Origin of the sequence: Weissella cibaria KACC 11862 (genome assembly GCF_000193635.1) — a bacterium.
In the GTDB taxonomy this organism is placed as follows: Bacteria; Bacillota; Bacilli; order Lactobacillales; family Lactobacillaceae; genus Weissella; species Weissella cibaria.
The window spans coordinates 53,965-75,376 of sequence record NZ_AEKT01000012.1; the positions used below are offsets into that span (position 1 = coordinate 53,965).

Consider the following 21,412-nt stretch of genomic DNA (forward strand, 5'->3'; position numbering starts at 1 on the left):
TCAGTACTGACGGTCTTTCTGTAGTACTCACACCTTTTGACAAAGCTGTCAAAAATAAGAAATGAGGTTTTTATGATTCTACTATTAGAATTTCTGAGTAGTTGGTTGATTTTCACGTTTTCGCTGTATCAGGGGTTGCTGGAGTTGACGGGGCAACTGGCGAGTGTGCGCGAGCAGCCGATTCAGACCAGTCAAGACAAGGTTTCGCCTTGGCTGTGGCTGCTGCCGCCGGTAAAAATGCGCAAGGAAAAAGAGCGAATTTTGACGATTTTGGCAGAAAATCAAGTCAGCCGCGACCAACTGCGAAAGGTGGTGGGCTTTCTGGACAAGGCCACGGGCTGGTTTTACGTGGCGCTGGGCGGTTGGCTTTTGGCGGTAGCCGAGACCTATTTGGCTGTGGCGCAGTTGACCACGCACGGATTGCTTTTCAAAACTTTGCTCGCGCTTTTAATTTTGACAGCGCTAGGCGTTGCCAATGGTTTTTATCGCACCAGCGAAAAGCGTCAGGACAGAGCTTTGCAACAGATTGATCAAGCGATTGAAAAACGGAAAAAATGAGTGCTGAAGGAGCCGCCAGCGCTTTCTATCAGTACTCACAGAACCAAAAAATAGTTCTTTCAAATTTGAACACCAATCCATTCCAGGATATTTGACGAATAACAGCCAGATTTCTTTGAGACTACAACAACGGCTCAATGATAATGCCATTGACTCCATTGAACACTTTATAGATACTCAGTATCTCTTACTTAAATTATTAACCGATGATGAACTTGTGAGATTTGCGAAATAAGTCTAAAGTGAAAAGAGAGACCGAAAGCCCTAGAAATGGGGCTTTTTTGCGTGGTTTAAAAAGGGGGTCAAAAACAAGAAAATTACCCCCAAAATGACTCTTTTAGAATTTTGTAAAAGAATTACAATGGATTATCAAATGAACCTTACCCTCTCAGAACTGATTCGTTACATTGTCCAGAGTCTAAACATGGCGCTAGACATTGGCAATGAGACCAGCTACGCCAACTCCTTTGATGTGGAAGTGACAGAGAATGGCTTTCTATTTATTCCACGACTTCCTGCCTCTTACCCGATTGATGATGACCTCTATTTTCGGATTTTCAAGATCGTGAATGTGGCGCCGTTTCCCGATTATACCCTCTTGAAACAAAACGCCGCTTACTTCGTCCCGATTAACACCGCTGATATTCATGTTAAAAGAGGGAATGCTCGCTGATACAACCCAAGAAAAGTCAGAAGCTATTCTAAAGAAGTTTAAAGAGAAGTTTGGCAGTTGGCGAATTAAGGCAATCAGAGGAAAAGATATAAAAGACTTTTTAGATGCCTATGAAATTTCTCGAAATTCTAAAGTCAACGTTCGCTCTAACCTCAATATGTTCTTTGATTATTGCTGGTTAGATACGAACCCGCATCGCCAATGAATGAGTTACGTTTTAAGGGCCAACCAATGACACAGGCAGAACTGGATAAAATTAAAGACAAGGGTTTCTTCTCTGATGAGTTTAAGAAATTAAAAGAACTCATGATAAAAGACGAAAAAGAGGGAAGAAGTTACCTATTGCGCCGGAACAAACACCGTTACCGTTTATTTGTGGAATTCTGTTATCTGAATGGGACTCGGTATGGAGAAGCGGCTGGCTTAACTTGGAGTCATGCCAATCAAGGGGGGATTCATATTGATTCACAAATTGATTGGAGAAAATCTTTAGAAGATGATGAAGTTTCATGAATTTGGGGAGACAGATAATAAAAAGTTGCGTCTCATTAAAAAGTCTAAGGAAAAAACAGCATAAAAAATAACAAAATAATAACCAAAAAGTAGGGTGAATTAGAGGTATATACGGTTATCAGGATTTGAAGCAAAAGCTGGCAAAACCTGATAACTAGCACTCTTGGGAAATACAGGGTAAACAAAGAATTAGGTGTGGGTATTGTGTTATATTTAGGACAGGGAAGGTGGTCATTAACGATGCAAACAATATTAGGCAGCAATGGTCAAATCGGTTACGAATTGGCTAATGAGTTGTATCAAAATTATACAAAGGAACTCCGATTGGTCGGACGGCATCCGCAAAAAATTCATGACACTGATCAAGTCGTTGTCGCAGATTTAACAGATGCTGACCAAGCGTTCCAGGCGATTCAGGGCAGTGATGTGGTGTATTTCACAGTTGGCTTGCCGATGGATACGTCTGTTTGGGAAGCGCAATTTTTACAAATAACAGAAAATGTCATTCAAGCGGCTATTAAATCAAATGCCAAGTTGGCATTCTTTGATAACACTTACATGTATCAAAAAGATGCCACACCACAGACAGAAACGAGTCCATTCTTACCGGTTGGTCGTAAATCGGTCATTAGGGCGAAAATGGCAACCCGGCTTTTTGAGGCGATGACGAACGAGGGATTGGAAGCGGTTATTGGCCGCGCACCAGAATTTTATGGACCTGATCGGACACAGGGCATTACCAACGGTATGGTGTTCGACCGAATCAAAGCGGGTGAACGTCCACAAATTCCGGTTAGTGATACGGCCTTGCGCACCTTTATTTGGACACCGGATGCGAGCCGGGCCCTGGCGTTACTCGGGAATACCCCAGATACCTATGGCCAAACTTGGCATTTGCCAGTGGCGCCAGGTATTAGTTACCAAGCATTACTGGCGTTAGCTGAAAAAGTCGTCGGGCGGCCAATTCCGTATGATGTGATACCGTTGTCAGTATTTCAAAATGAAGCAACCACGAATCGTATGCGGGCTGAACAATTAGAAATTTTGGTTCGGTACCAATTTGATAATGTGTTTATTACCGATAAATTTATGCGACGGTTTCCTGATTTTCACGTGACAAGTTTCGCCACAGGTATCCAGACAATTTTGAATTAAGCGCCGGTCTGTGTCGATTGCACAGACTTTTTGCTCGGTGTAATTTAAGGCAAATGGTCCAAAAGTCTGTATAATAAAATTATATATGCAAAAAAAGAGGACTAAAAACCATGGCTTTAAAAAAGCAAGAACGACAAGCGCTGATTTTAGATATTTTGGCGCGTGAGGTCGTTGATTCACAAGAAGGGCTGATGCACCACCTGCAAAATGCTGGTATTGATGTGACACAAGCAACTGTCTCGCGAGATATTAAAGAAATGCGCATTGTTCGGAGGGCTGACGCCACTGGACGACCACGTTATCAAGTGATGTCAGACGCGCCGATTGTGGATACAGCGCATGTTCAGGAAGTATTTGCCGAAACAGCGGTCTCAATTACGCGCGTTGAATTTATGACAATTGTCAAGACGACGCAGGGAAATGGTAATCGACTGGCCGCAATTATTGATGACGCCAACATTCCTGAGGTCGTTGCGACGTTAGCGGGGCACAACACAATTTACGTGACAAGCCCGTCTGTCACAGCTGCCGAAAAATTAGCAGCAGATTTTGATAATTGGATGCAATAAATATGATGGAACGAATAAAAAGTGCGTTAGCCTGGATTAATCGGAAAATCGGCCCGTTTTGGACGCGGTTCCAGCTAACGAGATGGCTGATTGTGGCCTTTTTGGCATTAATTTTTGTGATTAGTGCAGTAGGGACATTTGAAGCTAAAACAACGGATGTCTCAGACTTAAAGGCGCGATTACAATCATCAACTGAAATTTATGATGTGGATGATAAAAAAGCGGGCTCAATTGCTGGTCAAAAGGGGACGTATGTGCAGTTTGATAATATTTCGTCAAACGTGGTGAATGCGGTCTTGGCTACGGAAGATCGTAATTTTTATCACGAGCCCGGCTTTTCAGTGACGGGTATGGCGCGTGGCGCGTTAACCACAATTTGGTACCGCATTCGAGGTATTAATGCCTCGGCTGGTGGTTCGACGTTGACCCAGCAGTTGGTTAAGAATGCTTTTTTGACGCAAAATCAAACGATTACCCGTAAAATCCGTGAATTATTTTTAGCAGTACAAGTTGAAAAAGAATACTCAAAGCATGATATTTTGGCGATGTACTTGAATAACGCCTACTTCGGCCACGGTGTATGGGGTGTGCAAGATGCGGCAGAAAAATATTTCGGTGTTGATGCCTCACAGTTGTCTGTGAACCAAGGGGCGATGTTGGCCGGTATGCTGCAATCGCCAAACGGGTACGACCCGCTGACGTACCCCAAGAATGCAATCAACCGTCGTAATCAAGTGCTACAAAATTTGGTTAATGATAAAAAGTTGACCCAAGCACAAGCGGATACGTATGCGTCTTATGAAATTGGTGCAGCGGATCACGATGTTAACAATTCAAACTATAATTATCCATACTTCTTTGATGCTGTGATTAATGAAGCCATTAGCAAGTATGACTTGAAGGAAGATGACATCCTGAATGATGGGTATAAAATTTATACCACGATGGATCAGACGGACCAAACCAACTTGCAAGATGATTATGAAGACGAGAGTTTGAATCCGGTTGGTGGTGACTCACAGGCTGCTTCAGTTGTCATGGATGCGAAAACTGGTGGCGTACGCGCGGTTGTTGGGGGACGTGGTGAACACAATTTCCGTGATTTGAACCGTGCAACCCAGATGTATCGATCACCAGGATCGACGATTAAGCCAATTGTAGATTACGCACCATCGTTGTCACGTGGTTTCTCTTATGATTCGGAATTGAAGAATGAGCAGATGAGTTTTGGAACGAACGGCTACTCACCTTCGAATTACAACAACTACACCAGCGCGGATGTGCCAATGTACGTGGCGTTGGAAAATTCTTATAACATTCCTGCCGTTTGGTTGTTAGATCAATTGGGCGTATCGGTGGGTTATAATGCCGGTTTGAAGGCCGGGTTGCCATTGACCAAGTCAGATAAGAATCTGGCTTTGGCCATTGGTGGTGTGAAGAAGGGGGTTACCCCATTGCAAATGACTCAGGCCTATACCAGTTTCGCCAATGGTGGTGAAATGAGTCAGGCACACTTCATTACCAAGATTGTTGATGCTTCCGGTAAGGTAATTGTCCAAGCCAAGCAAAAGCATACCCGTCTCTGGTCGAAGAAAGTTGCTAATGAAATGACGTCGATGATGTTCGGTACGTACACGAATGGTACCGGTAAGTCAGCTGACCCATACGGTTACGATGTTGCTGGTAAGACGGGTACAACTGAGGTAACTGGTGACGGTTCAACAGCGATGAATGCGACTGATTCATGGGCGATTGCTTACACACCGGACGTTGTTGTAACGACCTGGACGGGATATGATTCGAATGCAAATGGGGAATCAATTCCGGCTTACTTATCGGCAACAGCTGGTCCATTGATGAAGACGACGCTGGAACAAGTCATTCCGAATACTGAGCAAACCCAATTTGATGTGAAGAGTGTGCGTCAAAAGATTTCGGCAGCTGATGACGGTGCTTCAAACAGTTCGGATGGGGTATCCAACACGATTAATAGTATCGGGGATGAAGTGAAGCAGGGTGCTGAAAAGGCTTGGAATAATGTAAAGGATGGGGCAAAGGCAGCTTGGTCAGGCATCCGGAACATTCTGGGCAATTAACGCACAGTATGCGATAATAGAACTAACAATAAAAGATTGGATATTTACTTAATATGATTAACATTTACGATAACGTAAACGCTGTTGCCGCTGACTTACGCGAAACAGCACAATACAAGACTTTGCGCGATGCGGTTGAAGCTTTGAACGGTAACGCCGAAGCAAAGGCGGTTTTCCAACGCTTCCAACAAGCACAAATGGAAATCAACCAATCAATGCAAGCAGGTCAAGAGCCTGCACCTGAGCAAGTTGCTGCCTGGCAAGAAATTGCTGGTGAGATGGACAAGCACGATGCGTTGAAGACGATGATGGAAGCAGAACAAGCCGTTAACCAATTGTTGATGGAAATTAACAACATCATCACGAAGCCAATCGCTGAATTGTACGGTCAAGACTAAATCTTTAAAAAGAGCAGTTGTTCACTTATGACAGCTGCTCTTTTTTAGTTGCAATCGCTTTATTTTTTTCTACAAATCATGTTATTGTAATGACAATGTTGATGCATTTGTACGGAGGTGACAGTATGGCACAAGCAAGTGGTACATTTTCGATGAGAATAGATCCGGCTTTGAAAAAGCAAGCTTCGCAACTTTTTAATGACTTGGGGATTGATTTGTCAGCGGCGATTAGCTTGTTTCTTAAGCAATCCGTCGCGGAACAAGGGCTGCCGTTTCAGCCGTCAAAGGAAACCCATCGAGAACGTGATATAGCACGTTTATTGCTGGAAATTGAACAAGGACATCAAGATAAATTACAAGGTGATACATTTACTGATCAAGAAGTACGAGAAAGATTTGGACTAGACTAACCATGTTGAAAGAACGACGATTAGAGTACACTCGCACAGCCGTGGAAAATTTAGATGACATTTCCAAACGGTGTTAAGTGTCTCATCTAGTGAAAAAATTGCTACTAATATCGTCAAAAGTATTGGTAATGATATTCGGAAATTACAATACAACGTTACATTAGGACGCCCGCTTTCGGCCGTATTGAATCTTGAAAGTGAGTTAACGTATTATCGGTTAGTAAGTGGTAAATACATCGTGATATATGAATTTGACGCCGAAGTTATAACAGTGGATTTAAGTGTCTGGGGGAAAATGGATTATATTGCAACTTTGTTTAATGTTTAGTGGAAACGCTCGTCACGAATGACGAGCGTTTTTCTGTCTACAAACTACTGATAGATGCTTGTTAGGATATACCTAACATGGGATAATGGAAAGACATATAACGTGAAAAGGATCGTGGGACAATGAAGTTTATACATGCTGGTGATTTGCACCTTGGCAATCCATTTATGGGTTTAACACAGGTTCCAGCTTGGCTGAAGGGAACATTGCAGCAAGCGACTGAAACAGCATTACAACGATTGGTTGACGATGCGATTGCTGAAATGGTTGATTTTGTACTATTGCCAGGTGATTTGTTTGATACAACGACACCTGATGCACGGGCCCAATTGACGTTGCGACAAGCATTCGAAACGTTGCGATCAGCAGGAATTCCAGTCTATCTAGGGTTTGGTAACCACGACTTTGTGGCTAATTGGCAAAATTTGCCTACCTGGCCAGAGAATGTGACGGTTTTTCCAGCTGAAACAACGACTGTAACTTTAGTGACGAAAGCGCAAGAACGTGTGGCCATCACCGGTTTTTCTTATACGCAACGGCATATTAATGACAACCGTGCCCGTCTTTACCCAGTTAAGCAGGCCAATGTGGATTATCACATTGGTCTGTATCACGGGGCGCTTGGCGAAGATGGCCAGGGTGATTATGCACCGTTTACGTTAAGCGACATGCAAGTTAAGCACTATGACTACTGGGCCCTTGGCCACATTCACGTGCGGCAAACATTGCAAGACAAACCATTCATCGGTTATTCCGGTAGTATTCAAGGCTTAAATAAAAATGAATCGGGTCCCAAAGGCTATTATTTGGTCACGTCGGAGCAAGGTGAATTGGTGCCGACGTTTACGCCAGTGGCCCCAGTGATTTGGCAAACAGCTCGTGTCCAGTTAGCATCAGATGCACCGATGGCAATCCAGCATATTCGACAAACACTGCAGAATGATGATGATTTTCAATTGGTTGAATTATCAGTGACAAGCGAGGACAGTGCGCTGTTGTCGTTGATCATGAATAATCAGTTATTGGCCCAGTTAATCGCTGCATCAACGCCAACCGATAATTTCTTTGTCTATAACATTAAACTTGTAGCAGCTAACGAGGAAGTGTCATTACCAGCTGTGGACCAACAGTACTGGGCGCAGACGGCTGATGATGTATTTAACTATGATATGTTGCAACAGCTTGGTTTAAAACAAGTACAGGATGCGGCAGTATTGCAGGCATTTTTGACGCCAGCGATGTTGGCGGAACTAAAGCAAGCCGTTATCGAAAAATTACGTTTAACTGAAATGGGGGTTGCGACTGATGAAGATTAAGCAAGCACACATTGTCGGTTTCGGCCAGTGGCGCAATCAGACGTTTGATTTTGTGACACAGTTACAAATCATTCAGGGGTTGAACGAATCCGGTAAGACGACCTTACATCAGTTCTTACTGGGGATGCTGTTTGGTTTCCCGCAAGCTAAGGGTCGCCGTATTAATACGTACGAGCCACTTGAACAGGGACCTTATGGTGGTACCATTACGTTCGATGTAGCGGGAATGGATTACGAATTGACACGATTGGGACGTACGCAGACGACAGTTACGTTACGAACGGTTGCGACGGGGCAACAATTTGCGGATGCGGAACAGACGTTAGCAGAATTGCTGGGACCTGTTGATCGTGACTTATACTTAGCGGTCTTTAGTTTTGATCAGGAAGCATTGGCACAAATTTTTGCCTTACGTCCAGACGAGTTTGCGGAACACCTGCGTACGCTAGCAACGCCTGGGTCAGAACAATGGCTCGCGTTGGCTAATCGTTGGGATAAAGAGGCTACGAATGAATTTGGGGCAACTAAGACGGCGCACCGACCTATCAATGAGGCGTTAACGGCGCTGGCTAACCAGAGAACGGATTTGCAAGCAACAATTGCGAATCGTCCGTCCGTCAACAAATTAGAATCCGCCTATGAAGCCGCTCGGCAACAAGTTGCCACCTTAACTGAGCGACAAAGTCGGTTGACGGCTGATGCCTCTGAACAGGCTGCGCGTCAGCAGCTAGTGCCGGTGTATCAACGGTGGCAGCAATTACAACAACAATTAGCACATGCTGACGAACCGTTGGATACGGCGTTGGCGGATGAGTCTGACCGTCTCGAAGCACAATTGCGGGTTATGCCGGATGTGCCAACGACCACAACAGTTACCCAAGAGCAACTTAATCAGACCCGTGTCGCGCTTGATGAATTTGCAACGTTGCAACAACAGCAACGACAAGCAGCCACGCAACAAGCGCAATTCCAAGATGAACGTGATTCGCTGTTGCAGACGCATCATTGGCAATCTGTGCCAGCTGAATTAACACCGTTTCAAGTAAAAGCTTTGCAGACTGGTACGGGAACGGCTGTTGCGGCGCAATATCGGCGGGCGGGCATTGGGGCCTTAGCCTTCGGTGTTATATTGCTAATTGGCTTGGCAATCGCTGGGCAATTATTAGCGGGAATCGTCTTGTTCATCCTATTGGCCGGAGCCGGCCACGTGCTTTACCGGGTGATGCCAAAGCGGGTGGCACCGGATGTTACCTTGCCAGCGGGCTACGAGGGCATGACTAATGAACAAATAATTACAGCGCAACCGGACGTTCAAAGACTCCATGGTTTGATTGCGCGTATTCAAGAATTGATGACGATGCAACAAACGGTGATGCCAGATATGCAACGGGCGGAAGAACGCTTGAATTGGTTAGGGTATCATTTGACGGAATCTGAATATCGCCAACGGTTAGCGGATGAACAAGCCCAAATGACAACAGCGGGTCAGCAGGCAGTTACTCGGGCACAGTACCAACAACGTCTATTAGAAATTTACCAAGCCCTTGATGTGGCTGGCGCTGCTGCCTTGCAAGCTCGTCGTCAGGAGCAACAGGCGATTCTTGCCAAGCAGCAAGAGGCCGATTTGTTGCGTGAACAACTGGGGGATGCTGATTTAACTGTTTTGGCAGCGGCGAGTGAATCGGTTGACGACGTTGCGCCATCGGCATTGGCGATGCGGTTGCAGACGGAATTAGCGGATGCGCAACAACAACTTGCGCGTTTAGACGTGCAACGCCAGCGATTGGCAACTGATACGACAATCGAAGCCCAACAACAAGCGTTAGCAAACCAAGAGGCCACTGTGATTACTGATATGCAGACGTACTTCACGAATCGTTTAGCGAGTGCGTGGGTGAATCGGGTGTTTAACTTAGCGATTGGTGATCGACTACCGCAGTTATTGTCGTCAGCAAGTGCGTTATTAGCACGCTTAACGCAAGGGAACTACACGCAAATTTCACAGACGAAGACTTTAATTAAAGTAACACGTCAAGATGGGGTGATGTTTACCGTGACGCAATTGTCAAAGGGAACAGCTGAACAAGTTTACGTCGCCATGCGCTTGGCATTCGTTAAGTTAGTTGCACCCACGTTAGCCTTGCCAATTATGATTGATGACGCATTTGTAGACTTTGATACACCGCGACAGGAAACCATGTTGCAGGTACTAGCTGAAATGGCCACAGATGAGCAACAAATTTTGTACTTTACGGCACGACGAACAACAGGACACCATATCTTGGATTTGAATGAGCTAAAGGGGGATAAGTAACATGGCAGAAGTGAAACAACTGCGCGATTATCAAGTTGATGAGCGCATGGACATCTTTGTCCTATTGAAGGAAGTTGATCCACGGGTCACACAACAAGGTAAACGGTATCTGGCTGTCTCTGTTGCGGATCGGTCGATGGAAATCCGCGGCATGAAGTGGGATGCAACACAAGAAGAGGCGGATACATTGCAAGCCGGCATGGTTATTTTTATGACAGCTGTTCGGCAAGTGTATCAGGATAAGCCACAACTTAAAATTCTATCAATGCGCCCAACCCGAGTGGGCGAACCGCAAGATCCGAGTGATTTCATGAATGCAGCGCCAATGAAGGCGAGCGAGATGGAAGAAGAAGTCTCGGCGTTGATTTTCCAAATTACTAACGCGACGTGGCAACGGATTGTGCGCCACTTGTTATCGAAGTATCATGATGAGTTTTATAAGTACCCAGCAGCTAAGAGCAATCATCACGCCTTTGCTGGCGGACTTGGCTTCCACTCATTGTCGATTGCTCGTTTGGCCCAAGCGATTGTGAAGCAGTATCCAGGGGTCAATGCTAGTTTGTTATATGCGGGTGCTTTGTTGCACGATTTGGGTAAAGTGATTGAACTAACTGGCCCAATTGCAACACAGTATACGACGGCAGGTAACTTAATTGGTCACATTGTCCTGATCGATGAACAGATTGTTTTGGCAGCAAATGAACTCCATCTGGATTTGTATAGCGAAGATATGTTGGTGCTACGCCATACTGTGTTAGCTCACCATGGGTTGATGGAGTATGGGTCACCTGTCCGTCCGTTGATTAAGGAAGCGAATATTTTGCACCAGTTGGATGAATTAGATGCCAATATGCAAAGTTTTGATAACGCGTTAGCCGAAACAGAACCGGGCGAATTTTCACAACGCCAGTGGGCATTAGATAACCGAAATGTATACAAACCTGATCTAAAATAATGTGAAAAGCGTACCTCTTGTGAGACGGTGCGCTTTTTATTGTGCGTCAAATGTTCCGGCATTGGGATATATTAGAAAATTCTTTTCGTGGAAAACGTTTGCATTGTGAAAGGTTTTTACATAAAATAGACAAGTACTATTCATAAGTTTGTGGATTTTTTTGAGATACGAGAGGTTTAACAATGGAATACTTGATCGGAGTTGACTTGGGAACAACGTCAACTAAGGCAGTTTTGTTTGACACTGAAGGTCACGTGATTGCCAGTGCCAACAAGGGTTACAAGTTGTACCGTGATGAGCCAGACATGGCAGAAGAGGACCTAAACGAAATTTGGGAAGCCTTCGTCGACGCAATGACAGAAGTTGTGCGTGGCGCAAACGGTGGCAAGATTTTGGGTGTGTCATTCAGTTCAGCAATGCACTCATTGATCGCATTTGACGCTGATTGGCAGCCTTTGACACGTGTTATCACGTGGGCTGACACGCGAGCAGTTAAGTACACGGAAGAGTTGAAGTCAACTGGTTTGGGCCAAGAGATTTACAGCAAGACGGGTACACCAATTCACCCAATGGCGCCATTGTCAAAGATGTTGTGGTTGAAGAACGAAAAGCCTGACGTTTACAACAATGCGGCCCACTACTTGGGAATTAAGGAATACTTGTTCCACCGTTTGTTCGGTGCTAACAAGATGGACATCTCAATTGCTTCTGGAACAGGTATGTTCAACATCTTCAACTTGGATTGGGATGAGCAAGCACTTGAAGTGACTGGTATCAAGAAGGAACAAATGCCACAAGCAGTTGAACCTTACGAGATGGAAAAGGGCATGGTTGCCGAATACGCTGCTGTGATGGGCTTGGATATTGATACGCCATTCATTTACGGTGCCGGTGACGGTCCTTTGTCAAACTTGGGTGTTAACGCTGTGCAACCTGGTGTTGCCGCGGTAACGATTGGTACATCAGGTGCCATCCGTGTTGTGACTGACGCACCTAAGATTGATCCTAAGGGACGTACATTTACGTATGCTTTGGACAAGGATCACTGGGTTGTCGGTGGACCGGTTAACAACGGTGGGGATGTCTTCCGTTGGGCCCGCGACAAGATGTTTGACGCTGAGAAGTCAACGGCTGCCTTGATGGGTGTCGATACGTACGATTTGTTGACGGAAATCGCGTCAAAGATCCCAGCTGGTGCTGATGGTTTGCTATTCCACCCATACTTGGGTGGTGAGCGTGCCCCAATCTGGGATGCCAACGCCAAGGGTTCATTCTTTGGTTTGACACACAATCACACGCGTGCTCACATGGTTCGTGCCGTTCTTGAAGGGATTATCTTCAACATCTACATGGTTGCTTTGGCCTTGGAAGAAGTTGTTGGTGACTTGAAGTCAGTGCAAGCAACTGGTGGTTTTGCCCGTTCAGCTTTGTGGCGTCAAATGACGGCTGATATCTTTGAGCAACCTGTTACGGTGCCAACGGCCTTTGAGTCAGGTGCTTTGGCTGCGACGGTTATGGCACAAAAGGCTTTGGGAATGGTTGATAGTTTGGATGTTATCGCCGACATGGTTGGTGATTCAAACACGTACGCACCAAACCCAGAAAACTACGAAGTTTACCGTGAGTTGACACCAATCTTTATTCGTTTGGCGCGTCAATTGCAAACGGAGTACGCAAACATTGCGAACTTCCAACGTAAGCACGTCAAGAAGGAAGACAAGTAAACTTGTTTTCGACTAAACAGATAAACAATTAAAACGTTGCTCACAGCACGTGACTTTATGCCCGTGCTGTGAGCGTTTGTTTTGAATGGCATAATTTACCTATTTTAAGGAGTAGTTTAAACGATGGAATTCGTTATGTTGGCAATTGCAATTTTGATATTGCTTGTCTTGATTGTTAAGTTCAAGTTGAACACGTTCGTATCATTGGTTGTGACGGCGTTTATCTTGGCTTTGTTGTTGGGTATGAACCCAATGGATGTCCCAAGTGCTGTCTTGGGTGACCAAGGTATGGGTAATATCTTGGGATCAAATGCCGTTATCTTCATCTTCGGTGGTATGATTGGGCGTTTGGTTGCGGACGCGGGCGGTTCATACCGTATCGCGAAGACGTTGATCAACTGGTTTGGTATCAAGCGTCTACAATGGGCTGTTTTGATTGCCTCATTTATCATCGGAATTTCAATGATTTTTGGTGTCGGCATGGTTTTGTTGATTCCAATCGTCTTTGCGGTTGCGATTGAGGCTGGTGTGCCATTGCTATACCTTGGAATTTCAATGACGGCTGCCTTGTCATCAGCACAAGGCTTCTTGCCTCCACAGCCCGCACCAACAGCCGTTGCAACATCATTGGGTGCTAACATCGGTTTGACGTTGATTCTTGGGTTGATTGTATCAATCATTACGGCCGTGGTTGCCGGACCTTTGTTCACGAAGTTGGCGCAAAAGTATGCACCAGACGCATTCCAATTCAAGACAGAAATTAAGGCTGTCGGTGAAGTTAAGGAATATGATTTGGACAAGACGCCATCATTCTTCTTGTCAGTTATCACGTCAGTTTTCCCATTGATCTTTATGATCATTGCGACAGTTTACAAGATGATTTACACAGGTGGTGTGACACCAAAGAACCCAAGCGGTTTTGACAAGGTTATTGAATTCATGGCAACACCAGCTGTGGCCATGACGATTGCTTTGTTGTTTGCCATCTTCTCAATGGGTGTTTGGCAAAAGAAGTCAGCCAAGGAAATTGGTGACTCATTGAATAACGGTATGTCAGCTGTTGCCGGTATCTTGTTGATTGTCGGTGGTGGTGGTGCCTGGCGTGGTGTCTTGGTTACTGGTGGTTTGTCAGATAAGGTTGCTAGTTTGTTCCAAGCTAACGGCCACATGTCAGCTATCACAGTCATTATTTTCGCTTGGGCAGTTGCTGCAGTGTTGCGTATTTCTGTTGGATCAGCAACGGTTGCTGGTATGACGGCGGCTGGTATTGTGTTGTCAATCGTGCAATCACAAAACAACCCAACTTTGGCTGTTTTGGTTGCCTTGGCAATCGGTGCTGGATCATTGATTGCATCACACGTTAACGACGCTGGCTTCTGGATTTTCCAAGAGTTCTTCGACTTGACGATTAAGCAAACTTTCCAAATCTGGACGGTTTTGGAAACGATCATTTCCCTTGTTGGTATGGTTGTCATCCTAATCATGGCCATGATTTTGATTTAATTAGCATTTATTAAACCCATCAGTTCGCTGATGGGTTTTTTGTACGCCAAAATCCTGAAAAATGGCCCTTTTTATTTGTTTTAAATGGGTGATAGTGTCAGACTAATACTTGTAAATTATTAGATATCATTCACTTGCCTGGTTGCATTGATTAGGAAATGAAATTTTACTGATTTTTTTAAAACAGGAGGCTTATCTCGATGTCAGATAAGAAGATTACTGCCGGTTTGGCAGCATTGAAGGTTATGGAAGGTTGGGGTATCGATACGATGTACGGTATTCCTTCTGGTACTTTGAGCGGTTTGATGAACGCAATGAGTAACCCTGAAAACAACATTAAGTTTATTCAAGTAAAGCACGAAGAAGTTGGAAGTATGGCAGCTGCCATGCAATACAAGTTTAGCGGTAAGATGGCGGTTGCTGTCGGATCTGGTGGCCCTGGTGCCACGCACTTGATTAACGGTTTGTATGATGCTGCAATGGATGCAACGCCGGTTTTGGCCATCTTGGGTTCAAAGCCATCACGTGAGTTGGGAATGGATTCATTCCAAGAATTGAACCAAAACCCTATGTACAACAACATTGCGGTTTACAACAAGCGTGTTGCGGTACCTGAGCAATTGCCATACATGATTGATGATGCCATCCGTACAGCGATTTCAAAGAAGGGTGTTGCCGTTCTTGAAGTGCCTGCTGATTTCGGTTTTGCTGAAATTGATGCCGAGATGAACTACGCTAACCCAATTTACTCATCTGGTGACATCTACAAGGAGTACAAGCCTGTTGCACCAGAGGCAGCTGATGTTGACGCAGCCGTTGAAATTTTGAAGAATGCCAAGCGTCCAGTTATCTACGCTGGTTTCGGTACAATCGGTCACGGTGAACTTGTCCAAGAGTTGTCTCGTAAGTTGAAGGCGCCGGTATTGACGACTGCCAAGAGTTACGAAGCGTTCGATTATGACTTTGAAGGTTTGATGGGTTCAGCTGGACGTGTTGCTTGGAAGTCAGGAAACGATGTTATCTTCGAAGCAGACACTGTTTTGTTCATTGGTAACAACTACCCATTCTCACAAGTTGAGAACTTCATGGCTGTTGTAAAGCACTTTATCCAAATCGATAGCAACCCAGCTCGTCTTGGCCGTCGCCACAAGGCTGACGTTGCGATGTTGGCTGACGCTGGTTTGGCAGTTAAGGCACTTTTGGAGAAGGTTGAACCAGTTGCTGAGTCAGCCTGGTGGAACGCTGCTTTGAAGGATGCGCAAAACTGGCGTGACTACATGCACAAGATTGAGACGAAGACGGAAGGCCCATTGGAGGCATACCAAGTCTACAACGCAATCAACAAGTATGCTGATGAAGATGCAATCTTCTCAATTGATGTTGGTGACACGACGCAAATGTCAATTCGTCACTTGCACATGACGCCTAAGAACATGTGGCGTACATCACCATTGTTTGCCACGATGGGTATTGCCATCCCTGGTGGAATTGGTGCAAAGAACGTCTTCCCAGATCGTCAAGTCTTTAACATTGCCGGCGACGGTGCCTTTGCGATGACTGATTCAGATATCGTAACGGCTGTTCGTTACAACATGCCAGTTATCAACGTTGTTATGACGAACACGCAATACGGCTTCATCAAGGACAAGTACGAGGATACCAACACGTACCGTAACGATGAAATCGTTGACTTTGGTGATGTTGATTATGCTAAGATTGCTGAAGCCCAAGGTGCTGTTGGTTTGACGGTTAACAGCATTGCTGACATCGATAAGGTGATGCAAGAAGCCGTTGATTACTACAAGCAAGGTCGTGTCGTAGTCGTTGATGCCAAGATCACGAAGGAGCGTCCAATTCCTGTCGAAGGTTTGAAGCTCGATCCAGCGCTTGCAACTGAAGAAGAAATCAAGGCCTTTAAGGAGCGCTTTGATGCACAAGAACTTGTACCATTCCGTAAGTTCCTTGAAGAAGAGGGACTTAAGTCACAAGTCGTTAAGGTTAACGACGAAGACACGAAGTACAACTTCTAATTAATTAGTTCATAAATACGAAGCACCTACCATTGTGTGGGTGCTTCTTTTTTTAGTGCGTGTCGTCCCTGTTGCGGCAGCCGAGTTGTTCTCTGATGGCTGAGATGACCAAAGTCGGCTAAGCAGGCAATTAATAAATTGCTGGTCCAAAGCGGTGACCAACAGATACATTCCTAAATGTTGGACAAAAACAGCACACGCAACTGGAATACCGTTTATTAAAAAATCCACGAACTTTTTGTGCGCAAACGCTTACTTAGGGTGTATACTAGTAAAGTTGGTTTTATGAAAACGATTTCATAAAATTTAAAGAGATATTTTTTTGAGATTATTTGTAGAGGTGTTTGGAATGTTTTCTGTACTTGCAGGCCTCACTACTGATCCTTCAACAGGGTTGTACCAATGGATGTCAAACGGCTTGAACGTTTGGCCATTTTTGGTCCTAGTGGTGGGTATCGCTATTTTGCTATTTTTGATTCTCAAGGCCAAGGTTAACACGTTTGTGTCATTGATTATTACATCAATTCTCGTGGCTCTTGGTTTGGGAATGAACCCAGCTGGTATTGCCGATGCGCTTAAGAACGGTATCGGTGGCACGATGGGTGAGTTGGTCATTGTCTTCGGTTTCGGGTCAATGATTGGTCGTTTGGTTTCTGATGCTGGTGGGTCATACCGTATCGCAACAACTTTGATTAACAAGTTTGGTAAGTCAAAGTTGCAATGGGCGGTTGCGGGTGCCTCATTTATTATCGGAATTTCATTGCTATTTGAAGTTGGTTTGGTTGTTTTGATTCCAATCGTCTTCACAATTGCTTTGGAAGCTGGCGTATCATTGTTGTATCTTGGAATTCCAATGGCCGCTGCTTTGTCAGCAGCCCAAGGATTCTTGCCACCACAGCCATCACCAACGGCTGTGACGAACGTTTTGGGTGCTAACATCGGGGTTGTCTTGATGTACGGAATCATCGTTGCCATTGTGGCGTTGATTGTAGCGGGACCTTTGTTCACACGTTTCGTACGTAAGATTGAGCCAAAGGCGTTCAAGATTACAAAGCACTTGGATGCAATCGGTGAAGTCAAGACGTTTAAGCTGGAAGAGACGCCATCATTTGGCTTGTCAATCGTGACGTCATTGATGCCTGTGTTCTTCATGTTGATTTCAACGGTTTACACGTTGGCCCACAACGGTGGTAAGCAGGTTTACTCAGGTATGGTCGGGGATGCAGCATGGAAGGCGATGACCGCTTCAGCTCGTCACGGTTACTTGACGGATCCATCAACGCTTGACCGTGTGATTGCCATGTTTGGTAACCCAGTGATTGCGATGGTTATTGCAATGGCCTTTGCGATCTGGTCAATGGGACCAAAGCAAGGTCGTACGATGTCAGAAGTTGGTGGCTCAATGTCAGAAGCATTGAAGTCAATCGCTAACTTGTTGATGGTTATCGGTGGTGGTGCAGCCTTCAAGGGAATCTTGACGGCCGGTGGTATTTCAACTGCGATTGCCACAGCATTCTCACACACGTCATTGTCACCAATCATCTTCGCATGGTTGATTGCCGTTATCTTGCGTGTATCTGTTGGATCAGCTACGGTTGCTGGTTTGACAACGGCCGGAATTGTGGCGCCTTTGGTTGCTAACCAAACGGCGGTTAACCCAGCGTTTGTTGTGCTTGCTATCGGTGCTGGTTCATTGGCAGCTTCACACGTTAACGATGCTGGTTTCTGGATGTTCAAGGAATTCTTTGACTTGGACGTACCACAAACGTTGAAGATTTGGACTGTCCTTGAAACAATCATTTCAGTTGTTGGTTTGATTGTTATCTTGATTTTGTCAGCCATCTTCTCATAACTTACACATGTCATAAAATACCCTAACTTCAGTCAAAGTTAGGGTATTTTTATTTGCGATTATGTCTATAATAATTTTTTCTAAGATACTTTTAGGGGATAGGTCATGAAGGTTTGGCATAATAAGTGGGTCCGCTGGGTCTGGTATAACACAACGGGGCTTTTCTGTTTACTCTATATTTTTCATGTTTCGGTGTTGGGAATCGGTGGTTGGATTATCACGCTGTTAACAATTAGCATGTTGGCAATTGCAGTGTTGATGATGATTTCAACGCTCTTACGACATTTGCGTAGCTTCCAAATGGCACTGCCAGAAGAGAAGGATACTCAGGCGTAAAAGCGATGGTAAAACGTGGTCCGGAAAGGTATACTTAAAGTAACTAGCGTGTCTGTATGACACAGTCGGACTACAACAAAACAAGGGCGCGTCTCAATTACGCGCTTTTAGTTTGGAAACAAGAAGGTATTGCCATTGACCACCGTAACTGTACAGCCAGGCGTTTTTTTACACGTACTGCCTAGCCAGCAATTTGCCACAACCCGAATTCTCGTTAATTTCACCCGCCAACATGACGCGACTTCTTTGGGCGGCCGTGTCCTAGCCAGCAATATGCTGGAAACGGCTTCTAAAAAATATCCTTCACAAACAGCTTTGGCCCGCGCACTGAGTGAACTCTATGGTGCGTCCTTTGGCACAGATGTTTTGAAAACTGGTGCATTGCACACGTTACGACTACGAATGACGTTGGTTCACGATTCGTTTGCACCAGATTCAGAAAGTCTGTTGGTTGATGGCTTTGCTTTTATCCGGGAGATGATGTGCGCGCCACTCGGTGATGCCGAACAGGGCTTTGATCCAACTGTTTTTGAGCGCCAACGTGAAATCTCACTTGATGAAATCGCCGGTTTACAGGAAGAAAAGCCGTTCTATGCGGCTCGGCAAGCCATCAATGCTTATTTCGATGATCCAGTGCAGGCATTGCCGGCTTACGGGACTGTTGACTTGCTTAAAACGGTCACTCCCAAGGAAGCCTGGGATGCCTGGTTTGATACGATGCAGCATGATCGCGTTGATATTATTGTTTTGGGTGATGTCGATGTTGCGACAGTTACGCAGGCAGTACAACAATTGCCACTAACCGGTCGTGCCATTGTGGGAAATCCCTATTATGAGCAACCAGAAAAAGATGCTGTTAAGCAGGTGGTTGAACTTGACAAGGTGAATCAGGCCCGCTTGATTCTGGCTTATCAATTGCATATTGCGCAGACGGATCGTTTTCAAGGCTTTGTGTTTAATGCATTGTTTGGTGGCTTAGCTGTCTCGCGTTTGTTTATGAATGTGCGTGAGTCAGCTGGCTTGGCTTATTCTGTCTATTCAGATTACAACCCATACACTGGTTTGCTCATGGTTGAGGCCGGGGTGGACCATGCCAAATTAGGTGAAGCCGAGCAACGAATTGACGCGGAGTTGACCCGCCTACAGACGGAATTAGTTGCTGACGACGAACTTGCCATGATTAAACGCTTGATGAAGGCAGACTATGTGACTTCCTTGGACCAACCAGGCCGCATCACAGAACGATTGCAGAATCAAGAATTAATCGGGTATCACACCACAGCTGAAGAGTGGTTGGCCGCCGTTGAGTCGGTTACCGCACAACAAGTACAACAAGTTGCGAACGCAGTCAAAAAACAACTGCATTATGAATTAGTGGGAGGGACCCAGAATGACTGATGCTGTGACACGTTTTGCGCCCAATGAGCGTCATGAAACATTACCAAATGGCCTACGTCTCCATCTTCTACCACGACCTGACTTCCATCAAATGGTTGCCATGGTGACGGTTGATTTTGGTGCGCGAGACCAAAGTTTTGAAAAAGACGGACAACTGGTGAAACAACCAGCGGGTCTTGCCCATTTTTTGGAGCACAAACTCTTTGCACAACCTGGCTATGATGCGTTTTCACGGTTGAGTGAGCTAGGGGCGAATGCCAATGCGTTTACAACTCAGACCCGGACCAGTTACTTTTTAACCGCCCCGGCGAACGAGTATGAGGCGCTAAAGGAATTGTTAACGTTTACCCAGGAGCCTTATTTTGAGGCTGAATCCGTTGCACGCGAGCAGGATATCATTTCGCAAGAAGTCGATATGTATCAAGATGATACGAATGCGCGGTTGTATCGTTTGATTTTAGGCCAATTATTTAAGGATGATCCAATGGCCGACGATATTGCTGGTACGACTGAATCAGTTCATAGCGTGACGCCAGAAGATTTACAGTTGGCTTTTGACGCATTCTATCGGCCCGACAACATGGACGTCGTGATTGCGGGGGCTTTTGATGAAACAACAGTTCGTGACCTAATTAACGCATCACCAGCTGGTCAACGGCCCGCCGTGGCGCCAGTATCAGTGCCAACTCACGAGCTGCAACCAGTAAGTGATGATATTTTAGAGGTCGAAATGGATGTTGTTCGCCCTAAGGTAGCGATGGGACAACGTTGGTATGATGGCGCCGATATGCCGACTGGTCGGGAAGCGTTGCGGATTGCAATTGCGGGTAGTTTGGCAGTTGATTTGGTCTTTGGTGAATTCTCACCAACTTACATGACTTGGTATGACTCAGGGATGATTGACGATTCGTTCAGTGCAGAGTTTGACTGGGAACGTGGGGTAGCGTTTTTGACCATTGCCGCCGAGACACCAGAAGCTGATGAACTAATTGATGCAGTCGCTGATGAATTGGAAAACATGGCCGATCGTTTTGCGGCTTTGCAAGCAGATTTCGAATTAGTTAAGAAAGATGCCTTGGGCCGCTTAATTAACAAGTTGAATCAACTTGAAGAAATTGTCACTCGCTTTGAAGGATCAACCTTTGATTTTGCGACATTACGTGACGAAATTAATATTTTGCAAGCATTGACGTTTACAGATGTATTAGAAATCTTAAGAAATGCCCAAGTCAGTGCATTGACAACCGTAATTGCGACGCCAAATGCTTTGGACATGTGATAGAA

Annotated in this window: 17 protein-coding genes and 1 pseudogene; all 18 read left to right on the forward strand. The window is 45.2% G+C overall.

Annotation, left to right across the window (positions count from 1 at the left end; all coding sequences use genetic code 11):
- Window positions 1-72 precede the first annotated feature (72 nt).
- Window positions 73-558, forward strand: a complete 486-nt coding sequence (locus tag ESE_RS11310) for a hypothetical protein (RefSeq protein ID WP_010370428.1) — start codon at window positions 73-75, stop codon at window positions 556-558.
- 373 nt (window positions 559-931) lie between these two features.
- Window positions 932-1,219: pseudogene (locus ESE_RS11315) on the forward strand (cell division protein FtsK); the annotation flags it as partial.
- Window positions 1,220-1,462: 243 nt separating this feature from the next.
- A complete protein-coding gene (locus tag ESE_RS0102055; protein WP_010370437.1) occupies window positions 1,463-1,744 on the forward strand; it encodes a site-specific integrase in 282 nt (93 codons plus the stop codon).
- A gap of 240 nt (window positions 1,745-1,984) precedes the next feature.
- The gene (locus tag ESE_RS0102060; RefSeq protein WP_010370440.1) at window positions 1,985-2,899 is read left to right on the forward strand and encodes an NAD-dependent epimerase/dehydratase family protein; all 915 of its coding nucleotides are present in this window, start codon (window positions 1,985-1,987) and stop codon (window positions 2,897-2,899) included.
- A 110-nt stretch (window positions 2,900-3,009) separates the two neighbouring features.
- On the forward strand, window positions 3,010-3,468 hold the full coding sequence (locus ESE_RS0102065; protein WP_010370443.1) for an arginine repressor: 459 nt from the start codon (window positions 3,010-3,012) through the stop codon (window positions 3,466-3,468).
- Window positions 3,469-3,473: 5 nt separating this feature from the next.
- A complete protein-coding gene (locus ESE_RS0102070; protein WP_029237429.1) occupies window positions 3,474-5,564 on the forward strand; it encodes a transglycosylase domain-containing protein in 2,091 nt (696 codons plus the stop codon).
- A gap of 53 nt (window positions 5,565-5,617) precedes the next feature.
- Window positions 5,618-5,962 (forward strand): YlbF family regulator, encoded by a 345-nt coding sequence (locus tag ESE_RS0102075; protein WP_010370449.1) that lies wholly within the window; start codon window positions 5,618-5,620, stop codon window positions 5,960-5,962.
- Window positions 5,963-6,087: 125 nt separating this feature from the next.
- Complete coding sequence (locus ESE_RS11320) at window positions 6,088-6,372, forward strand: type II toxin-antitoxin system RelB/DinJ family antitoxin (RefSeq protein WP_010370452.1); 285 nt, start codon at window positions 6,088-6,090, stop codon at window positions 6,370-6,372.
- A gap of 450 nt (window positions 6,373-6,822) precedes the next feature.
- Window positions 6,823-8,016 (forward strand): metallophosphoesterase family protein, encoded by a 1,194-nt coding sequence (locus ESE_RS0102085; RefSeq protein WP_010370455.1) that lies wholly within the window; start codon window positions 6,823-6,825, stop codon window positions 8,014-8,016.
- Window positions 8,006-10,330 (forward strand): ATP-binding protein, encoded by a 2,325-nt coding sequence (locus tag ESE_RS0102090; RefSeq protein ID WP_010370458.1) that lies wholly within the window; start codon window positions 8,006-8,008, stop codon window positions 10,328-10,330. Before ESE_RS0102085 ends, ESE_RS0102090 begins: the two co-directional genes overlap by 11 nt.
- A 1-nt stretch (window position 10,331) precedes the next feature.
- Window positions 10,332-11,285: a 3'-5' exoribonuclease YhaM family protein gene (locus tag ESE_RS0102095; protein ID WP_010370461.1), complete on the forward strand. Its 954-nt coding sequence runs from the start codon at window positions 10,332-10,334 to the stop codon at window positions 11,283-11,285.
- 182 nt (window positions 11,286-11,467) lie between these two features.
- Window positions 11,468-13,009 carry a gluconokinase gene (gntK, locus tag ESE_RS0102100; RefSeq protein ID WP_010370464.1) on the forward strand — a complete coding sequence of 514 codons (1,542 nt, stop codon included), beginning with the start codon at window positions 11,468-11,470 and terminating at the stop codon, window positions 13,007-13,009.
- Between the two features lie 123 nt (window positions 13,010-13,132).
- Entirely contained in the window at window positions 13,133-14,512 is a 1,380-nt protein-coding gene (locus tag ESE_RS0102105) for a gluconate:H+ symporter (protein ID WP_010370468.1), read from the forward strand.
- Window positions 14,513-14,712: 200 nt separating this feature from the next.
- On the forward strand, window positions 14,713-16,542 hold the full coding sequence (gene spxB / locus ESE_RS0102110; protein WP_010370471.1) for a pyruvate oxidase: 1,830 nt from the start codon (window positions 14,713-14,715) through the stop codon (window positions 16,540-16,542).
- A 349-nt stretch (window positions 16,543-16,891) separates the two neighbouring features.
- Window positions 16,892-18,394: a gluconate:H+ symporter gene (locus ESE_RS0102115; protein ID WP_010370474.1), complete on the forward strand. Its 1,503-nt coding sequence runs from the start codon at window positions 16,892-16,894 to the stop codon at window positions 18,392-18,394.
- Between the two features lie 105 nt (window positions 18,395-18,499).
- Window positions 18,500-18,730, forward strand: coding sequence for a hypothetical protein (locus ESE_RS0102120; RefSeq protein WP_010370477.1), 231 nt, complete (start codon window positions 18,500-18,502; stop codon window positions 18,728-18,730).
- 135 nt (window positions 18,731-18,865) lie between these two features.
- On the forward strand, window positions 18,866-20,128 hold the full coding sequence (gene yfmF, locus ESE_RS0102125; protein ID WP_010370480.1) for an EF-P 5-aminopentanol modification-associated protein YfmF: 1,263 nt from the start codon (window positions 18,866-18,868) through the stop codon (window positions 20,126-20,128).
- Window positions 20,121-21,407 carry an EF-P 5-aminopentanol modification-associated protein YfmH gene (yfmH, locus tag ESE_RS0102130; RefSeq protein ID WP_010370483.1) on the forward strand — a complete coding sequence of 429 codons (1,287 nt, stop codon included), beginning with the start codon at window positions 20,121-20,123 and terminating at the stop codon, window positions 21,405-21,407. Before yfmF ends, yfmH begins: the two co-directional genes overlap by 8 nt.
- The last annotated feature ends 5 nt before the right edge of the window (window positions 21,408-21,412 follow it).

What these genes read in the sequence shown, in the direction of transcription:
- ESE_RS11310 (WP_010370428.1), top strand. Translation starts at nt 73, where the DNA reads ATGATTCTACTATTAGAATTTCTGAGTAGTTGGTTGATTTTCACGTTT.
- ESE_RS0102055 (WP_010370437.1), top strand. Translation starts at nt 1,463, where the DNA reads ATGACACAGGCAGAACTGGATAAAATTAAAGACAAGGGTTTCTTCTCT.
- ESE_RS0102060 (WP_010370440.1), top strand. Translation starts at nt 1,985, where the DNA reads ATGCAAACAATATTAGGCAGCAATGGTCAAATCGGTTACGAATTGGCT.
- ESE_RS0102065 (WP_010370443.1), top strand. Translation starts at nt 3,010, where the DNA reads ATGGCTTTAAAAAAGCAAGAACGACAAGCGCTGATTTTAGATATTTTG.
- ESE_RS0102070 (WP_029237429.1), top strand. Translation starts at nt 3,474, where the DNA reads ATGGAACGAATAAAAAGTGCGTTAGCCTGGATTAATCGGAAAATCGGC.
- ESE_RS0102075 (WP_010370449.1), top strand. Translation starts at nt 5,618, where the DNA reads ATGATTAACATTTACGATAACGTAAACGCTGTTGCCGCTGACTTACGC.
- ESE_RS11320 (WP_010370452.1), top strand. Translation starts at nt 6,088, where the DNA reads ATGGCACAAGCAAGTGGTACATTTTCGATGAGAATAGATCCGGCTTTG.
- ESE_RS0102085 (WP_010370455.1), top strand. Translation starts at nt 6,823, where the DNA reads ATGAAGTTTATACATGCTGGTGATTTGCACCTTGGCAATCCATTTATG.
- ESE_RS0102090 (WP_010370458.1), top strand. Translation starts at nt 8,006, where the DNA reads ATGAAGATTAAGCAAGCACACATTGTCGGTTTCGGCCAGTGGCGCAAT.
- ESE_RS0102095 (WP_010370461.1), top strand. Translation starts at nt 10,332, where the DNA reads ATGGCAGAAGTGAAACAACTGCGCGATTATCAAGTTGATGAGCGCATG.
- gntK (WP_010370464.1), top strand. Translation starts at nt 11,468, where the DNA reads ATGGAATACTTGATCGGAGTTGACTTGGGAACAACGTCAACTAAGGCA.
- ESE_RS0102105 (WP_010370468.1), top strand. Translation starts at nt 13,133, where the DNA reads ATGGAATTCGTTATGTTGGCAATTGCAATTTTGATATTGCTTGTCTTG.
- spxB (WP_010370471.1), top strand. Translation starts at nt 14,713, where the DNA reads ATGTCAGATAAGAAGATTACTGCCGGTTTGGCAGCATTGAAGGTTATG.
- ESE_RS0102115 (WP_010370474.1), top strand. Translation starts at nt 16,892, where the DNA reads ATGTTTTCTGTACTTGCAGGCCTCACTACTGATCCTTCAACAGGGTTG.
- ESE_RS0102120 (WP_010370477.1), top strand. Translation starts at nt 18,500, where the DNA reads ATGAAGGTTTGGCATAATAAGTGGGTCCGCTGGGTCTGGTATAACACA.
- yfmH (WP_010370483.1), top strand. Translation starts at nt 20,121, where the DNA reads ATGACTGATGCTGTGACACGTTTTGCGCCCAATGAGCGTCATGAAACA.